This is a genomic window from Vibrio sp. K4, from assembly GCF_051122595.1.
GTDB lineage: Bacteria > Pseudomonadota > Gammaproteobacteria > Enterobacterales > Vibrionaceae > Vibrio > Vibrio owensii.
On record NZ_CP178577.1, the window covers coordinates 934,345 to 957,272 of the forward strand.

A 22,928-nucleotide genomic window follows, 5' to 3' on the forward strand; every position below is an offset into this window, starting at 1 on the left:
TAATGTGCGTAAGCGCTTCGGTTCTTACGCACTTTTTTATGCGCCAAACTTAAACATCAAAGTCTTGTTCAAATTTGGTTTTGACGAAATCGATGAAGGTACGAAGACGTTTAGGTTGGTAGCGGTCACGATGGAAAATGGCGGACAGCGGCACAGACGGGATCTCCCATTCCGGCATCACTTTAACCAGTTGGCCTTGATCGACTTCCTCGTCACAGTAACTCAATGGCACACGAATAATTCCGTTACCGTGTAGTGCACCCATCACAAGTGCGCGGCCGTTCTTGCAACGCAGATTGCCTTTCACAATTACATCGCTGTGTTCTTTCGGGTTAGCAACGTTACGATAACTCCAACGAGTGACTGAGCCCGTTAGCGTACGATGTTTGGCCAACTCTTTTGGGGTGACCGGCTCGCCATAAGTCTTCAAGTATTTCGGGCTTGCGAGTGTCACCATATCAATCATCATCAGCTTGCGCGCGACAAAGCCTGCGTCTTCCAACTCGCCCATGCGAATCGCAACGTCGAACTGATCTTCAATCAAATCAATGCGTGGCGAAGAGAAGTCGAGATCGACCGTAATGTTCGGGTATTCCAACATGAACTCATTGACGTATTTGGCAATGATGTCTTCACCGATATAACCACCCACGCAGTTTACGCGAATCAAACCGCGTACTTCTTGAGTGTCGTCGACCGCGGCGATTAACGCTTGGTCGATATCGTGCAATGCCTTCTCACATTCTTGATAGAAACGCTCTCCGGCATGAGTCAGGCGCAGCGTCCTTGTCGTGCGGGTCAGCAAGGTCACCCCCATTTGCGCTTCAAGCCCGCTGATTTGACGAGACACATGAGAACGCGACACCGAAAGGGCTTCTGCCGCTTTAGTGAAGTTACCCAGTTGAGCGATCAAAACGAACGAGCGAATATCAGCAAGATTAACTTTATTGAGCATGTTGAATTATTTACGGAAACGGTAGTCATAAGACTATCATAATTAGTTACCAATGAGAGCGACGCAAAAAATCATACCACTTGAGGTTTATGCTAACTTGCGTATGATTTCCGGCGTTTCCACATTTATCGAAGTTAGAATGCATTCATCCACCTCACAATCTGCTGCGTCACGACAACAGGGCAAATGGCTCCTAGCGTTAATTGGCTGGGTGATTGTGGTGTGTCTGATGAAAAATTCTGGCTTGATGTTCAGTTGTGCAATGCAATATGACGCGAGCTCTGCTTCTGCGGTCGTTGGCGATGAAGTCAAAATCGTAAAAGCAGAGAGCGGACACAAATCTGGTAAGTGTGAGTTGTCTGAAAAGCTGATTCAATTTGCTCAGCAACAACTGGAAACCTTGGTCGTTGTTTTGTTTGTTGGCATTCTCGCGCTTGTCGTGTGGCGCTGTTGTGCGTTCGCCAGCAAAAGGCAATGGACCGAACCGATAGCCCGAAAGTATCGAGTCCATCTCACCTTGTGTGTATTCCGTGAATGACAAGTGATTTCTGACGAGTTTCGTCAGCGATTTTCTACACTTGTTTTAACTAGGAATAACTATGAACCACATGAAAAAAACGACTCAAGCCGCGTTGATGCTCATCATGACGTTGGCACTGAGCTTATTCTCACTGTTCGCCCAAGCACAAACGACGGACACAGGTTGGCTGACCAATCCTCAGCACCCACCTGTGCAGACACGCTTTGTCTTAACCGGACAGCAAGACCCGAATACCAACACCATCACAGGTTACCTTGATGTCAAACTGACTGGGGACTGGAAAACCTATTGGCGTTCGCCAGGTGAGGGCGGTGTTGCACCTTCCATTGATTGGGAAAAATCACAAAACCTAACCAAAGTGGATTGGCAATGGCCGTACCCACAGAAATACGAATTGCTTGGCATCGAGACGCTCGGTTACAAAGGTGACACTGTCTTCCCAATGACGCTGCACGTCGAAGACATGAACAAGCCAGTGACGATTGATGCGACGCTGACGCTGTCTTCATGTACAACGATTTGTGTCCTGACGGATTACCACATTCAGCTGTCTTTCCTACCTTCCGATCTACAAGTCGATGAAGACGTGATGTTCACTTACGCGCAAGCGGTAAGCAGTGTACCTCAAGCTTCACCATTTGTTGAAGTGACAGAAGCGAACTGGGATGCAAACCAATCTAAGCTGCAAATCAAACTGACTAACTCACAAGGTTGGCAAAAACCAGAAGTGTTGGTTGATGGCGTTGACGAAGCAACCAGCGATTACAGCTTCAAATTAGAAGGGCTGCATCAAGAGGGCAACACGCTTACTGCCAACTACCTAGTGAATACTTGGTTGGGTGACGTAGAGCTGGATAACCAATCGGTTTATGTCTCAATCAAAGACAACAACTTACTGGCGCAAGAAACCGCGCAAGCCAAAGCAGGTGTGATTACTGAAGCCTTACCAAGTACATCACTGGTGAACATTTTCTTGTTCGCGTTACTCGGTGGTTTGATTCTTAACATCATGCCTTGTGTATTGCCAGTTCTCGGCATGAAGTTAAGCAGCATCGTAGCGGCGCAAGGGGTTGAGCGTCGTCAGATTCGCACTCAGTTCGTGGCTTCTTCGCTAGGTATTCTTACTTCGTTCTGGTTGCTGGCTGGCTTTATCTTAGTGTTGAAGCTCACCGGTAATGCCATCGGCTGGGGCGTTCAATTCCAAAGCCCTTGGTTCTTAGGTCTAATGCTGTTGGTGACCGGATTGTTTGGTGCCAACATGCTTGGCATGTTTGAAATTCGCTTGTCTTCGGGTACGAACACTTGGTTGGCTTCACAAGGGGATAACTCACTGCTTGGGCATTACGTGCAAGGTATGTTCGCGACTTTGTTAGCAACGCCTTGTTCAGCACCTTTCTTAGGCACTGCGGTGGCGTTTGCACTGGGTGCAGACGTAGTGACTCTGTTTGCTATCTTCACTGCGTTAGCTCTGGGTATGGCACTGCCTTGGATCTTAGTGGCTATCTTCCCGGGGATTGCACTCAAGCTACCAAAGCCAGGCCAATGGATGAATGTCGTGAAAATCGTATTCGGCATCATGATGTTGGCAACCAGTGCGTGGTTGTTGTCATTGATGGCGAATCACTTGCCGGTATTTTGGGTCATTCTGATTGGCCTAGTTGCGTTCATCGTCATCATGGCGCGTGTTAAGCGCATTTATGGCAATAAAGCGTTGGCGATTTCTGGCACGGTTTCATTGATTCTGATTGCTGGTGGTTTGGTACTAGGCAGTGTGACTGCAAATCATTGGGCGACGCCATTGCCAGAAGATTTGGCTTGGGAAAAACTGTCAAACGAAGCGATTACAGACCACGTGAAGAATGGCCGTGTGGTGTTCGTCGATGTGACGGCAGATTGGTGTGTGACCTGTAAAGCCAACAAGATCGGCGTGATCTGGCAAGATCCGGTTTACTCACTGTTGCAAAGCCCGAACGTGGCGACACTGAAAGGCGATTGGACACATCCGAACGGCTCAGTGACTGACTTCTTACGTGCGCACGGTCGCTTTGGTGTGCCATTTAACATCGTATATGGCCCAGCAGCACCAGAGGGGATTCCTCTACCAGTGATTCTGACTGACGATGTGGTGGTGAAAGCAATCGAACAAGCAAGTGGAGGCGCGATTAAGTGAACACAGTAAAAAAGCGCAAGTCGCTCAAATACTGGCTCAGTCAAGCGCTACAACTCGTCCTTATGGTGACCGTGATTTCGGTCGCCATGGATTGGTATCGCACCAAAGACATCCCTAAAGAGCAAGCTCCGCCTTTGAGTGCGATCATGGCCGATGGCGAATTTGTTGATGTGATTGCCAAAAGCCATGAAGAACCCGTGGTGGTGTACTTTTGGGCAACTTGGTGTCCAGCGTGCAAGTTCGTGAGCCCAAGCGTGAGTTGGTTGAGTGATTACTATGAGGTGGTTGCGGTATCTGGCGCGTCTGGCCCGCAAGAACGGGTGCAAAAGTTCATGCAGTCTAAAGACTACCAGTTCGATAACATCAACGATCCGAAAAGCGCCATCATGCAAGAATGGAGCATTAGCGTGACTCCGACCATCTATGTGTTAAAAGATGGAGAGGTGAGTTCAATTACCACGGGCGTCACAACGCCAATGGGCATTCTAGCAAGGATCTGGATGGCCTAGATCAATGCGTAGCACGTCGACTTTTTTCACGCTTTTACAATGACATAAGTGTGCAGGTGAGTATGGCGTGCTACATTGGCAAACGTTCAAAGATCAAGGAGGAATCATGGACGTTGCCAAAATGTATGATGAAGTATCTGAGCGCTATCAGAAACTAATCGAAGACAGTCAGTACGTTGGTCCGCGCTGGATAGATGGGAAGCTAAAAACGCTCAATCTCCAACAAGCATCTGCTCTCGATTTGGCTTGTGCTACAGGCAGTATCGGGGAGGTCATCAAAACGCATTACCCAGAAGCTACTCTTCACGGCTTGGATATTTCATCCAAAATGGTCGATAAAGCACGCGAGACAAACTTCTATCAAAGCGTCAACGTTCATAATCTTGACCAACCTTTCTCTCCGATTTTCAATCAAACCTTCGACATCATTACCGCTCTCGGTTTCACGGAATTCCTTATCAATCCCCAATCGGTACTTCAATGCGTTGCAAACACGCTCAATGCTGACGGACGCTGTTTTATCAGTTTCCAATGTCACGACCCAGATGGAAAAGACCTGCCAAGAAACACCTACAGCGGCACCGTTGTACATACTGCTTACACCGAGAGTGAAGTCCGCGAATTCAGCCAAAATGCAGGGCTAGAAGTGGTGTCTTTGGAAAACCTCGTCGGCTACACATCAGGTGCAGGTTATGTATGTCGTTACTTGCTCTTAGAGCTAAGAAAGCCAAGTTAATCTAAATAAACAAGGACTGTTTTTGAAGACACAAGATCTCAGTGAGTTTGCATCAGGCATGGAATACGATGCTCAGTATGATAAACATTACGAAGATGATATTGCTCTGATACAAAAGCACATTGCGGCGATGGGTGCTCGAAGTTTGCTGGATGTGTGCTGTGGTACGGGTATTGTCACCATACCTGTCGCGAAGAAGCTCGATAATGCTGTCGGTATTGATATTGCCGAGGGGATGTTAAAACATGCTAAACGAAAAGCGCAGGGATTAGATAACCTTTCTTTCTTGCAACAGGATGCCACTCAATTCTCTCTCGATAAACGCTTCGACATGGCGATTATGACGGGCAACGCTTTCCAAGCTTTCCTCTCCGATGAGATGCTAGTTGGCGTCCTTAATTCGATTTCTAATCACCTCAATAGAGGTGGGCGTTTCATCTTTGATACCCGTTTACCAACGCCAGATAACTTGGAAATTGATGCTGAAATGTCGCTGTGGCAAACCTATGAATTGCCCGACAAAGGCGAAGTAAAGTACATGGGAATGAGCGAACGTTATGACGCTGAAAATACAGTACTTTATTTGAAGAAAGAACGTCATTATCAAAATGGGACAGTGGTCTACTCAAGCATTGACTTGAAGTATCGAAAGTTATCTGAAATTGAAGCGTTTCTTGTTGAGGCGGGGTTATGTATTACCGAAAAATACAGCTCTTGGGCAGAAGATAAGTTTTCTGAAAACTCAAACAACCTAATTTGCGTCGCAGAGAAGCTTTGATTTATTGGGAGAACGCCATGCAAGGATATCGTATTAGCACAGCCTTTGAAGAGATGGATTTGGATTGCATCCATCAGTTCATTTCACAGAGCTATTGGGCGAAAGGAGTGCCAAGGGACACGCTAGATAAAGCGATACGAAACTCCTTTTGCTTTGGTGTGTTTACCGAGTCGAATCAGCAAATCGCGTTTGCTCGCCTTATTACTGACAAAGCCACCTTCGCTTATCTCGCCGATGTTTTCGTGCTCCCTGATTACCGCGGCAGTGGCATTAGTAAGTGGTTGGTTTCTGAAATTGTGTCCCACCCAGACCTTCAAGGTCTACGTAGAATGATTCTTGCGACGCGCGATGCACATGGTCTTTATGAACAATACGGCTTTAAGCCCATCGAGCCCGCCGAAAACTTTATGCAGATTTGGAACCCGGACGTGTATCAAGGTGAGAACCAATGAGACTAGAAGCGCAAGAGATAGCAATAAGATACCTTGAAGAAACTGATGCCGTTCCTTTGTTTGAAAACTACCTTGGTGATGAGCAAACGTGTTTGTATCTCAATCGAAAAGCACATCAAAGCCCAATTCAAACGTTACAAGCGATCAGTCGATGGCGAGCTCAGTACGAGTTGGCTCACCCTAATATCTTGGTACTCGCAATTGAAGAAAGCGCAACTCAAGTTCCCATTGGCTGCTTAGTCTTAATCCCTGAAAACAGTCATAGCGAAATTCACTTTGGGATCTCTAGAAATTATCAAGGTAAAGGGTATGCGACTCAGGCGTGTAAGCTCGGGATTGAGCATCTGAAAAGCATCGGAGTAGAGGAGATTCACACAGCTCCTCATATTGACCATCAAGCCAGTATTCGCGTGCTCGAAAAATGTGGATTTAAGAAACAAGGTGTCTTGAAAGAGTATGCGGTATTTCCTGCCCTTAGCGACGAACTTCAGGATTGTTTGGATATGCAGCTAAAAGAGTTGAAAGCATGAAATGGCTAATATGCCTAATGACTCTCATCGGATCTGAAGCAGTAGCAAATGAGAGGCTTCAAACTGCCGTTGAAGAGACTCCATACTCGGCTGTTGTGATACTAACTGGTTTTGAGGGGCCGGAGAAAGACGGGGAAGATAACTACTATAAGGTTAAAGCTAAGGTGCTGGATGGAGTTCGAGGCCACATTACTGCCAACATTACTTTCGATATGTACACAGAGATTGGAGATTCCCCTAAAATTGGAATTGACCCAATAATTATCACTCTTTGTCACGATGAGCAAGGGTACTACTGGCCGGGAACTGGCTCTGAATTCAAAGCCACCCAAGAACAAATTTTGTTAGCGAAAGAAGCCGCTAAAAACCTATCTGACAAGCAAAGAGTCTTTGTACATTGTGACCAGTAGAATCTTATTCACAAAAGCCCAAAACAAGTGTTTTGGGCTTTTTTTTATTTAGGCATTACTGAACCTGCTCGTCTGGATGACCCCACATCAATGGTTCTGCGTAAGGACCTTTGATGGATGAGGTTGATTCGCCGATACCATCTAGTGCGCCAGGTGTAAGCTCACGTGCAAACCAACACTCCAAAGGAGCCTGAGTTCTTACTGGTGGCAACACATTGTGCGGTGTGTTGTAGCGGTTTCCGTAGTGGAACGGCTCACCCATCACAAAGATAACGTCAGCATCTAATTGCTTTTCTGCTTCTTCCATCAATCTTGTCGCGTAGCCTTTGCCTTGGTATTCAGGTAGTACGGCCAGTGGCGCAAGCACATAGCATTTTAGGTGTGGTGCTGCGTCAATCACGATAGGGGTATAGCATGCGTGTGCCACGCCTTCGTAGACGATTGAAAAGCTACCATCTGCAATAAGATTATCGGCAAATTCTGCATAGAGTTTGGCGTGTCTCTCATCGTATAGTCCACCTGCTGTTGCGAACGCTTCGTATTGAATTTGATAAGGTGTATTCATTGGTTTTTCCTTCGTTTTTTAAATTTAATGAACACACTGACTGCACGGTCAGTCAGTGTGTTTGGTCAAAAAAATCACGCATCGATATGTGCATGATTTTTTGTATTTCTAACAGTACTTTTTGATGAACTCTTGTCTGATTTCTTCGATAGGGAAGTCCTCATTCAGTAAGTAGTTCATGGCAATGCCGTCGATCTCTGCGATGAACATTTTTGTCACCACTGCCGGGTTCGCGTGCCCCAACGAGCGGAAGACTTCTTCAGTGGATTCCTGTAAACCTTGGTAGCGTTCATCTATTAGATCGACAACAATCGCTCTAGTTGTCGGGTGAACCATCACACTAAAGTTGAACTGGTATATCTTGCGATGTTCAGGAACCGTCATGCCATCGAAGATCGAGTGGATCATGGCTTCTAGGCGATTGTCACTCTCGGTTACGTGTTCATCATTTTTGTCGGCTTCTTCGATAATCTGAGTGATATGAACAAAAACTTCTCTCAACAGTTCGTTTTTATTTTTGAAGTGATGAAACACCAAACCCTTTGAAATCTCAGCCTTCTCACAAATGGTGGAGACGGGCGTTTTCTCAAAACCGTGTTCTGCAAATAACTGCGTTGCAACTTCAATGATCTGTTGTCGTTTGTCCATCGTGTTCACTCTACATACCGACTGACCAACTGGTCAGTTTTGCGAATGATAGTGCGTTTATTGATCTTCCGTCAAGTCTTAATAGGATCAAAATCGCTTGATTGATGTTTTAAGAGGGAAGCGAAAATCAAGCATGATTGAAAACGAACACCGTAAACCTCTGTCTAATCACACAATTACCATTACTTTTTTCTACAAGCATCAAACCTCGTTATTGTCTCATCCACTAAAGCGGTTCAACGTCATTAGGAGACACCATGATCGTTACCACTCTCGTTGATAATTCTCGTGTTGAGGACCGAGCCGATCTCTGTGTTGAGCGCGGTTTATCGCTGCATATCGATACTGCAGGAACCAAACTGTTGTTCGATATGGGCAGTGGGCGAACGTTTTGCGACAACGCGCCTTTACTAAACATCGATATCCAAGAAGTTGATCTCGCGGTTGTTTCTCATCGGCATCATGACCATTGCAACGGTACTTCTCACTTTCTAGAGCAAAACGATGTAGCCAAAGTCTATTTAAAATCGTGTGGAGATCAGGACTATTACTTTCGAGCTTTTGGTTTCAAGAGTGATGTTGGTATCGACAAAGCTTTGTTAGACACAACCAATGACCGCATAGTGCAGGTAAGCGAAACGACGCAAGTTGCTCCGAATGTTCATGTGATTACCAAGATCAGCGACAAGTACCCACAACCCAAAGGAAATCAGTACCTCTACACCCAATCGAAAGATGGCGGTTATGAGCAAGACGCTTTTGAACATGAGTTACTATTGGTGATCAAGGAAGAAGATGGCTTGGTTGTGTTCACAGGATGTGCGCACAGCGGAGTATTGAATATGATTGAAACCGCCATTGAATTATTTCCAAACTGCAGAATCAAAGCGGTAGTAGGTGGCTTTCACCTTGTGGGCTTACCCGTATTTAATGGCATCGGCGGCACTAAAGACGACATAAAAGCATTAGGTAAAGCCCTGTCTGAATACCCCATTGAGAAGTTTTACACGGGCCACTGCACGGGCATGAAAGCGTATCATTTGATGAAAGAAGTACTTGATGATCGTTTAGAGCATTTACCAACTGGGCGTCGTGTTGAAATCTAATCACTGACTCATTTTTATTTTGGAGAATAGATGTACAGTCCAAAAGTCTTACACGCACAAATCAAAGATGTGACTTGTGGTGAAAACGTCACCATCATCGAACCTGCAAACGTCTATGGCTGCGAGCTAAAAGAAGGCGTATTCGTTGGCCCTTTTGTTGAAATCCAGAAGAACACAGTGATTGGTGAGCGAACTAAAATCCAATCTCATACCTTTATTTGCGAATACGTGACCATCGGCAGTGATTGTTTTGTTGGTCATGGGGTAATGTTTGCCAACGACCTGCTCAAAGACGGAAAACCAGACGCGAATCCAGATAGCTGGGGGCGCACCGTTATTGCCAATAACGTAACCATAGGCTCGAATGCCACGATACTTGCCGTGAACATTTGTGAAGGTGTGGTTATTGGCGCAGGTAGCGTGGTGACGAAAGACATCACAGAGAAAGGCATCTATGCAGGGAATCCAGCGAAGAAGTTGAGAGATTTACCCTGACGAAGAACACAGCCATCCACGGAAGAACCATGGAAAAGATGAAGTTTAGAGAAGTTACGGCGTCTGATGTAGAGTTGCAAAAAGAGCTATTGTTGGTGGCGCTTTGGACGCCGGATGATGAACCTGACCACGATCCAAAAGTGCTCGATCTGGCGCATATCAAAGCCTATTTTGAAGAATGGGGCAGAGCGGGCGACCTCGGATTATTCGCATTAAACCAATTCGATGAGCCAATTGGCATCGTTCAGATTCGCTATAAATCGAGCCAAACTGTCCAATATGCTGAGTATCCAGAATTGGCAATGGCGGTTCATGCCAGCCATCGCGGTAAAGGTCTCGCTTCTGCACTCATGAAAGCACTATTACAGAGAGTCGAAGGCACTTGTGATGGTATTCGTCTTGGCGTTCATCCTAAAAATGAAGCCGCACAAAAGCTGTATGAGAAGTTTGGATTCGTCACCTATGAAATCGCGCAAAGCGGTTTTCCTCAAATGGTACGAACGAAGTAAGACACTCTCGCGTAACACAACACTAAAAGTAAAAACACAAGGAAGAATCGATGCCACTTACATACCGTAGCGCGACATTTGAAGACTTAACCAGCTTGGTTGCATTACTGGCTAATGACCCGTTAGGAAGCAAAAGGGAAGACGTAAGCTCGCCACTGAATCAGGCTTACCTTTCTGCGTTTGAAGCGATCGACAAAGACCCAAACAACCAATTGCTGGTGGTAGAGCTTGAAGGTGCTTTGGTTGGTATGTTACAGCTGACTTTTATCCCTTATCTGACCCACATTGGCAGTTGGCGTTGCCTGATTGAAGGCGTTCGAATTCATCAAGATTATCGCGGACGTGGCTTTGGTGAGCAGATGTTTGAATACGCGATAAAGCAGGCGAAAGACAAAGGTTGTCAACTCGTTCAATTGACCAGTGATAAACAACGTCCTGATGCGCTTCGCTTCTACGAAAAACTGGGTTTTAAAGCCACGCACGAAGGCTTCAAGCTGGCGTTGTAAATACTTACTAACCAGAGAGTTAAGCCTCGATGGTAGTGCAACCAAGCGCAATAAGATGCGATAAAGAACAAAGCGATGAGATTCAGAACTTACACCCCACAAGACAAGCGAGCGGTTATCGACATTCTGCTGTCCAACTGTCCGAAATATTTCATCGAAAGTGATGAGGCGGATTTGGTCGATTTTTTAGATAACTACGCCGATGAAAACTACCTCGTGGCCGAAGAAAACGAACAAGTGATCGGCTGCGGTGGACACTACACCAAAGGTAAAACTCATGGTATTGCGTGGGTGATGTTTCGTCACGGCTCGATAGGGCATCGTCAGCTGCTTTCGGCGGCAGACCGTTTTTATCAAGAGATGGAATCACGCATCAGAGTAGAAGGCCATCTCTATGATATTCACATCAGCACCACACAATTGATGGAAAAACTCTTCAATCGATACGGATTCATCACGGTGAGCATTGCTGAAAACGGTTTTGGTGAAGGGCTGCATCAGTACGATATGGTCAAGTCCTTCACACGTTAATCCGTGCGCCAAATGTGGAGCATGGTTATACAAAACCCCAAAAACTGAAATCCTGTAGTTTTGTATACAACTTCTGTAGTTTTGTGTACTGACCTAATGCTTAACTCGCTTTACTATGCTCATATCTTCTTTTGATACGGGTATAGAGATGAAACCAATCGTACTTATGGCACTGCTTTTCGGGCTGGTTGTTTCTGTGGTGGGGTGTGCGTCAAAACCGCCTGTCGCGCTGAATCAATCAGAGCAGTACTACAACTACATTCAACCGACATTTGACGACTACTTGTCGGTGACCAAGGATTGGTTAGTCGAACATCGTGGTTACATCAGTGATGATCATGATAAAGAAATCGCGATGAACATGCCTTTTGAGTTGAAGCCAGAGCACAAGTCCAACAAAGCGGTTTTACTCGTGCATGGACTTGGTGATTCGCCTTATAGCTTCTCAGATATTGGTAAAACACTCCAAGCGCAGGGTTTCTACGTGCAAAGCGTTTTGCTACCGGGTCACGGCAGTAAGCCATCGGATCTTATGCTGCCAACCTACAATGATTGGCAAACTATGGTCGATCACTATGCGGCGTTACTAAAGCAAGATTATGATGAAGTTTGGTTAGGTGGCTTTTCGACTGGTGGAAACTTGGTGACCATCAACGCCATTGAACAAGGCAATGTCGACGGTTTGTTGCTGTTCTCTCCAGGCTTTCAATCTAAAGCGCCGATACTAGAGAAGTTTGCGCCTTTCGCTTCACTGTTTGTCGATGGCTATACAACCAAAGAAGATAACTTAGCGCGCTACAGTTCGGCGCCGCTGAATGGGGCTATCGCGTATTCAGAAAGCGCGACCAAACTAAGAAGCTTGCTCAAAGAAAACACCGTTAAGGTACCAACATTAATCGTGTTGAGCGAAGCCGACAGCGTGGTTGACCCAAAAGCCGTCAAAACCCTTTACGAAGAGCGTTTTGTTAACCCGGCCAATCAACTGCTTTGGTATGGTGAATCGGACATCGCGCTGCCTTCCGCAACGTCGCTGACCATGAGACTCGACTCGATGCGCATCAGCACAGGTTCACACATGAGCCCATTGTTCGCGCCTGAAAACACATACTATGGCCAACATGGTGAACACAGAATGTGTATGAATAGCATGGACGAGAAGGCAACCGCGTACTGCGAAAACGGTGGAGAGGTGTGGTGGTCTGCTTGGGGGCATGAAGAAGAGGGCAAGGTCTACGCGAGGCTGACTTGGAACCCGTATTACCAACAACTCACGCAAAGCTTGGCGGAAGTCACCGGAAACCAAACTCAGTCGACGGCGGCAATTCATTAAGCCCACTCGTTAAACCTATTTCCCAAAAACTAAAACTCGACCTCAAGTTCATTTACGCGTGAGCTTGAGGTTTTCTTTATTTTGTCTCTTTATTTCTAGGTTAGCGTCATCTCTGCGAGTTCCATCTTTCTCAAACAAGTACAAAATCTAAGCGTTTAACGCCGATTTCAGCTATTCATCCTGCTTATTGTCAAAGCGCCCTGACAAAACCTTACTAAATATGACAATCTTAGCGGCTTCAAACCACGATATCCTTAGAACTTAATGTTCATGAGATGGTCACAAGACTACAAAACAATAATTGGAATCAATGATGGCAAAAACTTGGCTTGTCGCTGCTGTGAGCGTTGCATTGCTTGGCGGCGGTGCGTATTTCTACCTACAATCTTCGGCTCAACCAGAGGCATTTCCGACTCTGGCAGTGGAAAAGGGAACCATTGAGAAACAAGCGGTCGCAGTCGGCAATATTGTCCCTGCACACTCAGTTTCGATTAAGTCGCAAATTGACGGAATCGTCGGCGAGATTTACGTCCAAGTTGGCGAGAAAGTGAAACAAGGCCAGCCATTGATTAAGGTTCGTCCGAACCCGACGCCACAGGCACTTACGGATGCATCTACGGATTTAATGCGTAGCGAAGCAGATCTCGAATCCGCTAAGCAAAAGCTCGCCAACTTAGAGAGCTTGGTGAAGCAAGACATCATCCCAAACAACTACGATGAATACGTTAGCGCACGCTCGACAGTGAAATCGGCTCAAGCGAACGTGTTGCAAAAACGCCAGAACCTAGAATTGATCCGCAGCGGTGAAGCATCGATCGGTAACGCGCGTTTGACCTCTACCATTTACGCGCCTATTGATGGCACAGTATTGAACCGCAAAGTGGAAGTGGGTGAACCAATCATCTCAACCGAATCTAGCCAAGCTGCAACAGAAATGATGTCTCTGGCCGACATGAACAGCCTGATCTTCAAAGGCAGCGTAAGCGAGCATGATGCCGCGCAACTTTCTCCGGGTATGCCGGTACTGCTGACCGTTGCGCCGTATCCTGATGTAGAAATCTCCGGCGTGCTGACTAAAGTTGCGATTCAATCAGAGAACCTAAACTCGCCAGAAGGCAATGCATCGGCAAAAAGTTTTGATAACGGGTTTGAAGTCGAAGTGGGTGAGCTGAAGATCCCACCAGAAGTGTTGCTTCGCTCGGGCTTCTCATCCAATGCGCAAATCACACTGAAGAAATCAGAGAACGTATTAACGCTGCCTGAGCGTGCACTTCAATTTGATGGCGACACACCTAACGTGTTGATTCCAGATAGCTCAGAACAAGGCTTCCATAAACAGAAAGTGAAGCTTGGTTTGTCAGACGGCATCAATGTAGAAGTCTTGGATGGCGTTGAGCTCAACGAAGAGATCATCGATAACAGCATGATGATGGGAGCCGCGCATGGCTAAGCTGCATTTGTCTAAAATTGGTTGCGCGATATTAGCCGCAACACTCAGCTTACCAAGCTATGCGATTTCAATTGAACAAGCATGGCAACAAGCGAAACAGAGTGACCCAAATTACGAGAAAGCCAAGATTGGTGTTCAACTCGGTGAAGTGGGTGTGGATGCGAGCCGCAGTTCATTACTGCCAGGTTTGAGTGCGACGGCATCGGCGGATTGGAGCGAATCTGCCGATAACACCAACAGCTACGGTGCATCGCTTTCTCAAACCATTTGGGACAGCAGCTTGTGGTCCGATCTAGACCAAGCCAATGCCAACTACATCAAGGCTCAATTAGAACTGGCTCAATCACACAATGAATTAGCACAAAGACTGTTGTCATCGTATTTGGATGTCGCGAGCGCACAGGGCGATTTGCAATTGGCGCAATCCAAATTGGAAGAAGGCAACAAACTGCTGAAGATCATCGAGAAGCGTTACCGCGCCGGCAAGGTTAAATCCGTTGACGTCGAAGAGATCCGTGCGACTCAAGTCGCTGATAGAGCGGGGATCTTGAGCGCAAGATCTGATTTGGAAGTCAAACGTGCTGAGCTTGCTGCGTTGATCAATCAGATCCCACAAAGCGTTGACCAAATTCGTACCGATTCTCTTATTCAACCGCCAATGATGGTGGACTCTCAAGAGCAATGGCTAAAGCTTGCCAAAGACAGCAGTCCAGAGTTGTTAGTGGCTGCGCAAAACGTCAAAGCCAGCGAGTTTGCCAAAGACTCCGCTCAAGGTGGTTACTACCCAACGGTAAAAGGGAACGTCGGCTACAACGATGATGACCGACGCAAAGACGGCGAATTCAACGCAGGTATTACTCTAAGCGTGCCGATCGATCTGAATGGTGCAACGCGTGCAAGAGTCGACGAAGCATCCTTGAATATCCTCAGTGCCAAACAAGATTTACGCAGAGTCGAAATCGACATTCAAAAGCGCGTTATCCAGCAGTTTACCCAAGTCGACATCAACTGGAACCAAGTTTTGATGGCAAACGAACTCGTTACCTCTCGTGAGAAAGTGCTGCGCAGCAAAGAGAAACTTTACGATGCGGGTATGTTAGAAGTATCGGAAGTCATTAGCGCGCACAACAACTTGTTTGAGGCCAAAAATAGCCTGCAAAGCAACTTGTACAACTACTGGCGTCAGCGCATCGGTCTACTGCAAACTGCAGGCAAGCTAGACGACGACACCATGGCACTGATCTCCCGAGCTTTTAATTCATGACCAGTTTATTGCAACAAACATGGCAAACGCTGATGGCGCATCGCATGAAAAGCATGCTCGCCATCATTGCCATTGCTTGGGGCGTGATATCCGTGGTGGTGCTGATAGCGCTGGGTGAGGGCTTTTATCGCCATCAAACTCAGCAGCTGTCGTTTATGGTCAACAACGTGCAAATCGCGTTTCCGTCGAGCACCAGCAAACCATGGCACGGCTTACCTTCAAGGCGTCAAATTCAGATCCCGCAAGACAAAGTCGATATGATCAAGCAGTCCGGCTTTGTCGAAGCGGCATCGAGTGTTTATGCCAAATGGGATGCGAGCGTCACCAATGACAAAGGGCAGAACCTGACCAGTAACGTCAGCGGTATTGACCCGTCTTACTTCTCCCTCATTCAACGTAAGTTGGAGTCTGGCTCGCGCAACCTGTCACCAACTGATATCGCCAACCACACGCGTGTTGCCGTGCTTGGTGATCAAATTGCCAAGATGGGTGAAATCGGCATTGGGCAAATGGTCAAAGTGAACGGCATTCCCTTCTTGGTGATTGGTATCATCAAAGATGAAGACGCTGGCATTTCATTCGGCGACAGTCGCAAAGTCTTCATTCCACAAACCACGTATCTCGATTTGTGGGATGCCAAACCGTGGATGTTATTGCTTAAGCCAACAGAAGGCATGAACGGTCCCGCTTTCCGACAAGCCATTGTTAACTTCTACGCCAAGCAATTGCACTTTGACCCAACCGACAAAGAAGCGATCAACCTACCGGACTTTAGTGAAGGTGCTGCGCTAATCACGGGTATTTTCCGAGGCATTCAAATTTTCCTTGGGGCAAGTGGCGCAATGACCATGGCTGTAGGGGCACTCGGTGTCGCGAATATCATGTTCCTGTCCGTAACAGAGCGAACGCGAGAAATCGGCGTGCGTTTGGCGATAGGCGCGACACAAAAATCCATCCTTAGCCAGTTCATTCTTGAGGGCTTGTTCTTGGTGGCTGTCGGCACGGCACTTGGCTTATTAGTCGCATATATGGTGGTGGCGTTGTTAGGCTCCATCACCTTGCCGGAGTGGTTAGGTTTTCCTGTTATCACACCGGATTCCATTGCTTGGTCACTGTTGGTGACGTTAGCGCTGGCGTTGTTGGCGTCTTACTTCCCGGCGAGACGAGCATCGCGACTCACTCCAGTAATCGCTTTGAGCGCGAGGGCATAATCATGTTGCTACCAATGAGACAAATCTTTCAGGAAATGGCGGCAGAAAAGCTTCGCTTGGGCTTAACCATTCTTGCTGTGGCATGGGCGACCTTGTGTATCGCCGCAATGCTGGCCGTGGGCGAGGGCATTCGTCAGGGCGTATTAAGAACCGCGCAAAATGGCAACGGGAACCTGATTTACCTAACGGGTGGTATGGCGACGGTCGATTATGGCGCTTTTCACCAAGGCAAATTCTTAACCTTAAAAGTCGACGATACCGATGTGGTCAAAGCCCTTCCAGAAGTGAAGAGCGTTGCACCCACCGCAATTTGGAATGAGCGCATTACTGTGGGCGACCGAGGCTCATGGCAAGAACCATTAGCCGTCACCACAGATTTTGCGTCAATGACCAATCTAACACCAATGGATGGCGGACGTTGGCTAAACCCACTCGACCAAAAGCAGATGCGCAAAGTGGTCGTACTGGGTTATTCGCTCGCGGCTGACTTGTTCAACCCTGTCGATGACTTTAGCTGGTTCGCGCCAGTGACACTGCAAACCGATCCCGTTGGGGAAAAGGTCAAGATTGGCAGCGAAGAATTCACCGTGATTGGTGTATTGAAGAAGAGCAGCGCCGAGATTGAACAGGGCGACCAAATCAACTATTCCAGCTTTGTACCGTTAGCAACGTGGCAACGCTTTCATACCAATGGCGATATTGGTGGCATCAACGTGGAGCCACAAGCCAATACTGACCGCAAAAAGCTCGCAGAGACCATTCGCCAAGTCATTGCTCGCAAACATGGCGCTAGCGTCAGTGATGAGCAAGTGGTGCAAGTGGAAGACATGTTCCTCAAACAGAAAAGCATGCAGCAGTTTTTGATTGGCCTGCAAAGCTTCCTTGGCATCATCGGCTTTGTCACCCTTGCCGTCGCGGGCGTGGGGATTGCCAACGTTATGTACGCGACCGTGAAGCGTTCAACCCGTGACATTGGCGTTCGAATGGCGGTCGGTGCTACACCAACGGCGATTCGCTTGCACTACTTGGTGCAATCACTGATGACCATGATGTTAGGTGGCGTGTTGGGATTAGGCGTGACTTACGCGTTGGTATCGGCAATCAGCGCCATCAACCTTGAAGGTAACGTGTTCTATGAGCACCTTGGCAAGCCAGTCCCAGAGCTGTCATGGATTGTCGTCGCGATTGTGATTACCACCTTGGTGATCATCGGTGTTGCATCCGCTTGGTTGCCAGCAAACCGAGCCGCCAAAGTGAGCCCGTTGGAGGCACTGCAAAGTGAATAATAATAAGAATTCTGGAGAGAAGATGTCGAACAAACCACTTGTTGAGCTAACCAACATCTGCAAATACTACTCAAGCGGAGAAGCGGAAGTGCGCGCGCTAGACGGCGTTGACTTAACCATCATTCAAGGTGAGTTTCTTTCGATTCTTGGCCCGTCTGGTTCGGGTAAATCAACGCTAATGAATATGCTCGGCTGCTTAGATAAACCGACCGATGGTAAGTACCAACTGGGCGGTCAAAATGTGGCAAGTTTAAGCGCGAACGAGCTAGCGGGTATTCGCAACCAAAAGATAGGGTTTGTCTTCCAAAGCTTTAACTTGTTGGAATACGCGACAGCGTTGGATAACGTGGCACTGCCGTTGGTTTACTCTGGCATCAAAGCCAAAGAGCGCCGTCAACGTGCCGCGAAGTTGTTAGAACAAGTGGGGCTAGGGGATCGTCTCGACCACAAACCAAACCAGCTTTCTGGCGGTCAAAAACAGAGGGTCGCGATTGCGAGAGCCTTGGTCAATGATCCGCAAATCATCTTAGCGGATGAACCAACAGGGGCATTGGATTCGAAATCCGGCGCGGAGATTGAAGCCTTGTTCAATCAACTCCACGCCGAAGGCAGAACATTGATCATAGTGACGCACGATAACGCCCTAGCAGAGCGCACCAAACGCATAATCACCATCAAAGATGGCAAGGTAATTTCGGATAGAGTGCCGCAATAACGCTCCAGCGTTGGAGATAATCTCTCGAACGATGAAGCGTGAATACTCGAGTGGATTAAGCGCGGCTTTTAGCCAGTAGCTGATCCACTTTTCCTTTTGCTGTCTTACTTACCGTCTGCATAAACTTAAAGCTTGGCGCTGCAATGCCGGATTGCTCAAGCTCTTCTACCATCAACAACCACAGCTTTGCTGTTACCTGTGCATCGGCTAACGCGCGGTGGAATACACCGTCGTTTTCGATGTTCTTGTAACGAACCAACTCACCCAACTTGTGTGATGGCGCATCTTGAATCAGGCGCCGTGCTACCAATAAAGAACACGCGAACTCACCAGAGTAACCGCAGTCGATTCGCTCCAGTTCCGCATCCAGAAATCGCTTATCGAACGATGCGTTGTGCGCGATAAGATTCTCACCCGCAATAAACTCACTGAACGAAGCCATCACTTCATCGCAGCTAGGCGCGGTGCGTAGCATGTTATTGGTAATGCCTGTGTAGCCCTCAATAAATGAGCTCACACGAAAGCCAGGATTCATAAGTTGCTGAAAACTATCGACCACCTCACCATCGACGATCTTAACCGCACCGATTTCAATCGCGCGATCACCCATATTCGGAGACAGACCTGTGGTTTCAAAGTCGAGTACGACAACGGAGTTAGCTTGAGGCATGAAGTTTTCCAACTGAACAATAGGGCGCAAGAGTATCGTTGAAAGTGGTGGAAAAGGGAAGTCGGGGTGAGTGCTAGTTGTGTGAGGAATCTGGGTAAGTCGAGGTAAACAATCGGTGTTAAAAGGTGCGCTGACGGTGCGCGCGTGACACGTAAATGCCCCATTATCAGACAGAGTAAATACTCATTCATATCCTGTTAATTGGGTTTTGCCTTACTAAAAGTTATCCATTTTTCTAATGTTGTTAGTTGTGAATCCCCGTGTTGTATTACGGGGGTAAATTCCACCAAAACCAAAGGCGAATGTCCATTTTATACACCGCGCTAGGTTTTAAACATTGATTGCTTGTAAGTCTATCTTACTTAAGAAAAAACTCATTTAATATAAACTGACTTGAATGGTACGATAGAAGGACACCTATCAAAGTGAGCATGAGATGAACGCCTTAGATACACGCAATGCTATACAGCAGTACTGCAGCTCCAATCATGTTGATTACGCTATTTTAATTGATGGTGACTGGGGTACAGGAAAGACAGACTTTGTAAGAAAGTACTTAGACACATTTCACAAAGATAGCTTTTTGCATATTTCGCTATTTGGTTTGTCAACTATAAATGAGATTGAGAATGAGATATATAAGTCAATGGCATTTATCGACCAAAATGAAGAGTTATGCGGAGCGTTTAACTCAATATCTCTATCGTCAGACCAGGCTAGATTTGGCGGAATTGGCTTTGCTATAAAGTCAGTCTTCGAGTATTACAAGCAAGATAAAATAAAAAACTCAAAAAGACTTATAATATGTTTAGATGATCTAGAAAGGTGGAATGGAGATATAGATATCTGCCTTTCATATGTAGCTAAGCTAGTTGAACAGTACAATACTCGTACCATTATAATATGTGCGCAAAATAGACTGGATGAGAATGATAACCAATCTTTAAATAAGGCATTACAAAAATCCATACGATATCAGTATCACTTTTCTCATGACGTAAATTATATTATTGAAAATATACTAAGCCCTTTATTTAAAGATAAGTATCCTGAGTGTGATGTTCTTAATACATTTACAGAAAAATATAAAAGAGAAATTTCATATTTTATACATGACTTTCAATTTAAAAATTTAAGAAATATTTTCACGTCAATAGAACTGTTTGCGATCATTTATGCAAATAATAAATCAATATTTGACAAATCACCTTCACGAGCCCTCAACTTTTTTTTCGTTACAATATCAATGACATTTTTGTTAAACAGCAACATGCTAACAGAAAGTCAAAAAAAGCTATTTGAAAACAAGGATAGTGCTAATAGTTATAAATTTCTAAAGGAAGTTGGTTACTTTGATAAAGAGGTGAAACTCGATGAAGGAATAAAGAAAATACTAAGTTTTATCTTCCATCACGATGCGACCGTTAGCCAATATTCTATATATTCCATAATCCGATATGGTTACTATATCGATGAGTACTTTAAAGGAACGTTTGAAGCATGGCAGGGTAATAATGATTTAACAACATATCTCGACATGTTTCAGCACTGGTATCTTGATGATATAAGTGCGGACCTACTTCGACGAAAGATTTTTAAGCTATTCTTTATTGATTGCTCAATCGTCCACCCTAATGAAATACTAAATTTTTCAGAAAGAGTTGCAACTGACATAGATAGAGGTTCCTTGAATATGAATTTGGATGACTTCAAGGATAAACTTAAAAAACATATTGACTACCTATCAATATATAAAAAATTAATTAATATTGATATAAGTCTTGAAATTAGAACTTATGGGAGTAAGTGTTTCTGTGGAGATATCAAAGAATATCTAAAAAATGTTTTATCAAATATTAAAGAGGCACGTAGTGTAGATGCCATAATTGATTTCTGGCTTGATTTACCTGCGATAGACCACACAAAATTTGACATGACACGACCAGAGTTAGGATTACCTATATTTAACGGAATTATGCCAAAAGATGCATTATTGGTTCTTGAGTCGTTGAATAACGAAAACCTCTTTGAATTTGCAAGGAGAATTGGCTCTAGGTATCAAGAGCTTCGCAAATGTAACAATGATGATTATGTTAGAGCAAATCAATTAGCAGATTTAATCTTAATGAAATATAGCGATAAGTATTCAGTATCAAGCTCACACCTCAAAGCTATTGCTAGACAAATCAAAGGTTACAGTACTAATCACGACCTTATGTCATTATAACTAGTACTAAAATGGAAAAGGACTCCACTCGGAGCCCTTTTTTTCGTTACACGATCTTCTTTAGCACCCGCGCATACTTTAGAATCTGGTGAGCTACTTCGATATCATTTGAAGCGCCTAGTTCTAACAATGCTACGCCAATCAACACTTGTTGAGCTGTAACCAGTTGGAAGCTCTAAGCGATCATGTCTCATGATGAAGTTTTCCCAGTCATCACAGATGCTCAGTTCTCTACCCTTATTCATGCGCATCAATCTTCTGCACTCCGGTGGAATGGTTTTCCCCTTATCCCATTCTTTGACGGTTCTCCAGTTTTTAAACAAAGTTCAGTAGCTTGTTCGACGGATAAACCACGTTCAAAGTCACGAAAAATATAGTTTTTTGTCATTTCGTGATACTTCATTGAATTGTCCCTCAAAAGAGAGATGTTTTAAAAATATTAGATATGTAACCGCATTAGACATAAGTGTCCAAAGTGCCCACTGTACGAAGAAGTACTAATTGGCAAATTTGCCTTATAAAAAATTATTCATTAATCGCTAATGTTAGAATTTCTAAAACACATTTATGTCCAACTTTGAGTTAGTACACTCAAAAATAACCGCTTCTCCATCTACAAATTTGAGACGCAGAAATCGCTGCGTCTCATCACCTCAATCTTAGACAAATAACTGCACCGCGCAGTAAATCAGCGTCGCCGCTAAGGTCATATTGATCGCTTTACCATATTTCTGGAATTGCGATTGAAGCAGTTTGCCTGCGATTGCCCAGATTAAGTTGCTCGCCAATGCAATAAATGCGAGCACTAGGCTGGTGGCCAAGATCCAGTAGATGTTTTGTGTGTAAGGCAACACAAACGTCGAGATGGATGTTACGCCGTACAGAATGATTTTCACGTTTACGAACTGCAAACCAAAACCCGTCAAGAAAGTGATGCCCTCAGAATCTTTTGATGTGGTTTTGATATCACTTGTCGCGATTCCCCAAGCTAACCAAATGATGTAAGCCGCCCCCACCCATGTGAGCCAAGGTGTAATTACAGGAAGCAGGCTGACCATGTGGTAAGTGAAAACGCCACACAACAGCATCAAAACAATATAGCCGCAGAACATCCCAGAAATGACTTTGGTAGAACGCTATAGCCCGTGCTGGGTTGCAACACTGAGCGACAAAATGTTGTTAGGGCCCGGCGTGATCGAAGTAATGATGACGTAGGTGAAAAATGCTGTGTAGATGGCACTCATCTCTATCTCTCCTGTTTTTTGTGCACTATACTTCGCGTTAATAATTTAAAAAATTGAATATATTTAAACTGAGAGTTTTAACTTTTTGAA

At 45.6% G+C, this 22,928-nt stretch carries 24 protein-coding genes and 2 pseudogenes; 20 read left to right on the forward strand and 6 right to left on the reverse strand.

Going from position 1 to position 22,928, the window contains the following annotated elements:
- Nucleotides 1-49: 49 nt before the first annotated feature.
- Nucleotides 50-955 carry a LysR substrate-binding domain-containing protein gene (locus tag ACLIIY_RS04325; protein WP_434528165.1) on the reverse strand — a complete coding sequence of 302 codons (906 nt, stop codon included), beginning with the start codon at nucleotides 953-955 and terminating at the stop codon, nucleotides 50-52.
- A 139-nt stretch (nucleotides 956-1,094) separates the two neighbouring features.
- Between ACLIIY_RS04325 and ACLIIY_RS04330 the strand changes: the two genes are divergently transcribed.
- From ACLIIY_RS04330 to ACLIIY_RS04365, 8 genes are all read left to right on the forward strand, one after another.
- Nucleotides 1,095-1,493: a hypothetical protein gene (locus tag ACLIIY_RS04330; RefSeq protein ID WP_039842253.1), complete on the forward strand. Its 399-nt coding sequence runs from the start codon at nucleotides 1,095-1,097 to the stop codon at nucleotides 1,491-1,493.
- A gap of 61 nt (nucleotides 1,494-1,554) precedes the next feature.
- Nucleotides 1,555-3,666, forward strand: coding sequence for a protein-disulfide reductase DsbD family protein (locus ACLIIY_RS04335; protein WP_434528166.1), 2,112 nt, complete (start codon nucleotides 1,555-1,557; stop codon nucleotides 3,664-3,666).
- Nucleotides 3,663-4,175 (forward strand): protein disulfide oxidoreductase, encoded by a 513-nt coding sequence (locus ACLIIY_RS04340; RefSeq protein WP_038885079.1) that lies wholly within the window; start codon nucleotides 3,663-3,665, stop codon nucleotides 4,173-4,175. Before ACLIIY_RS04335 ends, ACLIIY_RS04340 begins: the two co-directional genes overlap by 4 nt.
- A gap of 106 nt (nucleotides 4,176-4,281) precedes the next feature.
- On the forward strand, nucleotides 4,282-4,911 hold the full coding sequence (locus ACLIIY_RS04345; protein ID WP_434528167.1) for a class I SAM-dependent DNA methyltransferase: 630 nt from the start codon (nucleotides 4,282-4,284) through the stop codon (nucleotides 4,909-4,911).
- 22 nt (nucleotides 4,912-4,933) lie between these two features.
- Nucleotides 4,934-5,689 (forward strand): class I SAM-dependent methyltransferase, encoded by a 756-nt coding sequence (locus ACLIIY_RS04350; RefSeq protein ID WP_434528168.1) that lies wholly within the window; start codon nucleotides 4,934-4,936, stop codon nucleotides 5,687-5,689.
- Nucleotides 5,690-5,706: 17 nt separating this feature from the next.
- The gene (locus ACLIIY_RS04355) at nucleotides 5,707-6,141 is read left to right on the forward strand and encodes a GNAT family N-acetyltransferase (protein WP_408697921.1); all 435 of its coding nucleotides are present in this window, start codon (nucleotides 5,707-5,709) and stop codon (nucleotides 6,139-6,141) included.
- Nucleotides 6,138-6,671 (forward strand): GNAT family N-acetyltransferase, encoded by a 534-nt coding sequence (locus ACLIIY_RS04360; protein ID WP_434528169.1) that lies wholly within the window; start codon nucleotides 6,138-6,140, stop codon nucleotides 6,669-6,671. Before ACLIIY_RS04355 ends, ACLIIY_RS04360 begins: the two co-directional genes overlap by 4 nt.
- Nucleotides 6,668-7,081, forward strand: coding sequence for a hypothetical protein (locus ACLIIY_RS04365; RefSeq protein WP_434528170.1), 414 nt, complete (start codon nucleotides 6,668-6,670; stop codon nucleotides 7,079-7,081). The genes ACLIIY_RS04360 and ACLIIY_RS04365 overlap by 4 nt, the downstream gene beginning before the upstream one ends.
- A 55-nt stretch (nucleotides 7,082-7,136) precedes the next feature.
- On the opposite strand, the gene ACLIIY_RS04370 is transcribed toward ACLIIY_RS04365, so the two are convergent.
- Both ACLIIY_RS04370 and ACLIIY_RS04375 read right to left on the reverse strand, forming a co-directional pair.
- Entirely contained in the window at nucleotides 7,137-7,646 is a 510-nt protein-coding gene (locus ACLIIY_RS04370; RefSeq protein WP_434528171.1) for a GNAT family N-acetyltransferase, read from the reverse strand.
- A 108-nt stretch (nucleotides 7,647-7,754) separates the two neighbouring features.
- Nucleotides 7,755-8,294, reverse strand: a complete 540-nt coding sequence (locus ACLIIY_RS04375; protein ID WP_434528172.1) for a TetR/AcrR family transcriptional regulator — start codon at nucleotides 8,292-8,294, stop codon at nucleotides 7,755-7,757.
- A 257-nt stretch (nucleotides 8,295-8,551) separates the two neighbouring features.
- Between ACLIIY_RS04375 and ACLIIY_RS04380 the strand changes: the two genes are divergently transcribed.
- From ACLIIY_RS04380 to ACLIIY_RS04430, 11 genes are all read left to right on the forward strand, one after another.
- Nucleotides 8,552-9,400 carry an MBL fold metallo-hydrolase gene (locus ACLIIY_RS04380; protein ID WP_434528173.1) on the forward strand — a complete coding sequence of 283 codons (849 nt, stop codon included), beginning with the start codon at nucleotides 8,552-8,554 and terminating at the stop codon, nucleotides 9,398-9,400.
- Between the two features lie 30 nt (nucleotides 9,401-9,430).
- Nucleotides 9,431-9,895 (forward strand): acyltransferase, encoded by a 465-nt coding sequence (locus ACLIIY_RS04385; protein ID WP_434528174.1) that lies wholly within the window; start codon nucleotides 9,431-9,433, stop codon nucleotides 9,893-9,895.
- Between the two features lie 29 nt (nucleotides 9,896-9,924).
- On the forward strand, nucleotides 9,925-10,404 hold the full coding sequence (locus ACLIIY_RS04390) for a GNAT family N-acetyltransferase (RefSeq protein WP_434528175.1): 480 nt from the start codon (nucleotides 9,925-9,927) through the stop codon (nucleotides 10,402-10,404).
- Nucleotides 10,405-10,454: 50 nt separating this feature from the next.
- A complete protein-coding gene (locus ACLIIY_RS04395; protein ID WP_434528176.1) occupies nucleotides 10,455-10,910 on the forward strand; it encodes a GNAT family N-acetyltransferase in 456 nt (151 codons plus the stop codon).
- Between the two features lie 75 nt (nucleotides 10,911-10,985).
- Nucleotides 10,986-11,441 carry an N-acetyltransferase gene (locus tag ACLIIY_RS04400; protein ID WP_434528177.1) on the forward strand — a complete coding sequence of 152 codons (456 nt, stop codon included), beginning with the start codon at nucleotides 10,986-10,988 and terminating at the stop codon, nucleotides 11,439-11,441.
- A gap of 148 nt (nucleotides 11,442-11,589) precedes the next feature.
- Complete coding sequence (locus ACLIIY_RS04405) at nucleotides 11,590-12,771, forward strand: alpha/beta hydrolase (RefSeq protein ID WP_434528178.1); 1,182 nt, start codon at nucleotides 11,590-11,592, stop codon at nucleotides 12,769-12,771.
- Between the two features lie 313 nt (nucleotides 12,772-13,084).
- Nucleotides 13,085-14,221 carry an efflux RND transporter periplasmic adaptor subunit gene (locus ACLIIY_RS04410; protein ID WP_434528533.1) on the forward strand — a complete coding sequence of 379 codons (1,137 nt, stop codon included), beginning with the start codon at nucleotides 13,085-13,087 and terminating at the stop codon, nucleotides 14,219-14,221.
- Nucleotides 14,214-15,485: a TolC family protein gene (locus ACLIIY_RS04415; RefSeq protein ID WP_039842267.1), complete on the forward strand. Its 1,272-nt coding sequence runs from the start codon at nucleotides 14,214-14,216 to the stop codon at nucleotides 15,483-15,485. The genes ACLIIY_RS04410 and ACLIIY_RS04415 overlap by 8 nt, the downstream gene beginning before the upstream one ends.
- A complete protein-coding gene (locus ACLIIY_RS04420) occupies nucleotides 15,482-16,696 on the forward strand; it encodes an ABC transporter permease (protein ID WP_434528179.1) in 1,215 nt (404 codons plus the stop codon). The genes ACLIIY_RS04415 and ACLIIY_RS04420 overlap by 4 nt, the downstream gene beginning before the upstream one ends.
- A gap of 2 nt (nucleotides 16,697-16,698) precedes the next feature.
- The gene (locus ACLIIY_RS04425; protein ID WP_005443345.1) at nucleotides 16,699-17,982 is read left to right on the forward strand and encodes an ABC transporter permease; all 1,284 of its coding nucleotides are present in this window, start codon (nucleotides 16,699-16,701) and stop codon (nucleotides 17,980-17,982) included.
- A gap of 22 nt (nucleotides 17,983-18,004) precedes the next feature.
- Entirely contained in the window at nucleotides 18,005-18,697 is a 693-nt protein-coding gene (locus tag ACLIIY_RS04430) for an ABC transporter ATP-binding protein (protein WP_434528180.1), read from the forward strand.
- Nucleotides 18,698-18,752: 55 nt separating this feature from the next.
- Here the strand turns inward: ACLIIY_RS04430 and ACLIIY_RS04435 are convergent, their stop codons facing one another.
- Entirely contained in the window at nucleotides 18,753-19,367 is a 615-nt protein-coding gene (locus ACLIIY_RS04435; RefSeq protein ID WP_010447410.1) for a 3'-5' exonuclease, read from the reverse strand.
- Nucleotides 19,368-19,803: 436 nt separating this feature from the next.
- Between ACLIIY_RS04435 and ACLIIY_RS04440 the strand changes: the two genes are divergently transcribed.
- Complete coding sequence (locus ACLIIY_RS04440; protein WP_434528181.1) at nucleotides 19,804-21,594, forward strand: P-loop NTPase fold protein; 1,791 nt, start codon at nucleotides 19,804-19,806, stop codon at nucleotides 21,592-21,594.
- A gap of 46 nt (nucleotides 21,595-21,640) precedes the next feature.
- Here ACLIIY_RS04440 and ACLIIY_RS04445 read toward each other — a convergent pair.
- Both ACLIIY_RS04445 and eamB read right to left on the reverse strand, forming a co-directional pair.
- Nucleotides 21,641-21,997: pseudogene (locus tag ACLIIY_RS04445) on the reverse strand (regulator).
- A 256-nt stretch (nucleotides 21,998-22,253) separates the two neighbouring features.
- A pseudogene (eamB, locus tag ACLIIY_RS04450) lies at nucleotides 22,254-22,838 on the reverse strand (cysteine/O-acetylserine transporter).
- Nucleotides 22,839-22,928 lie beyond the last annotated feature (90 nt).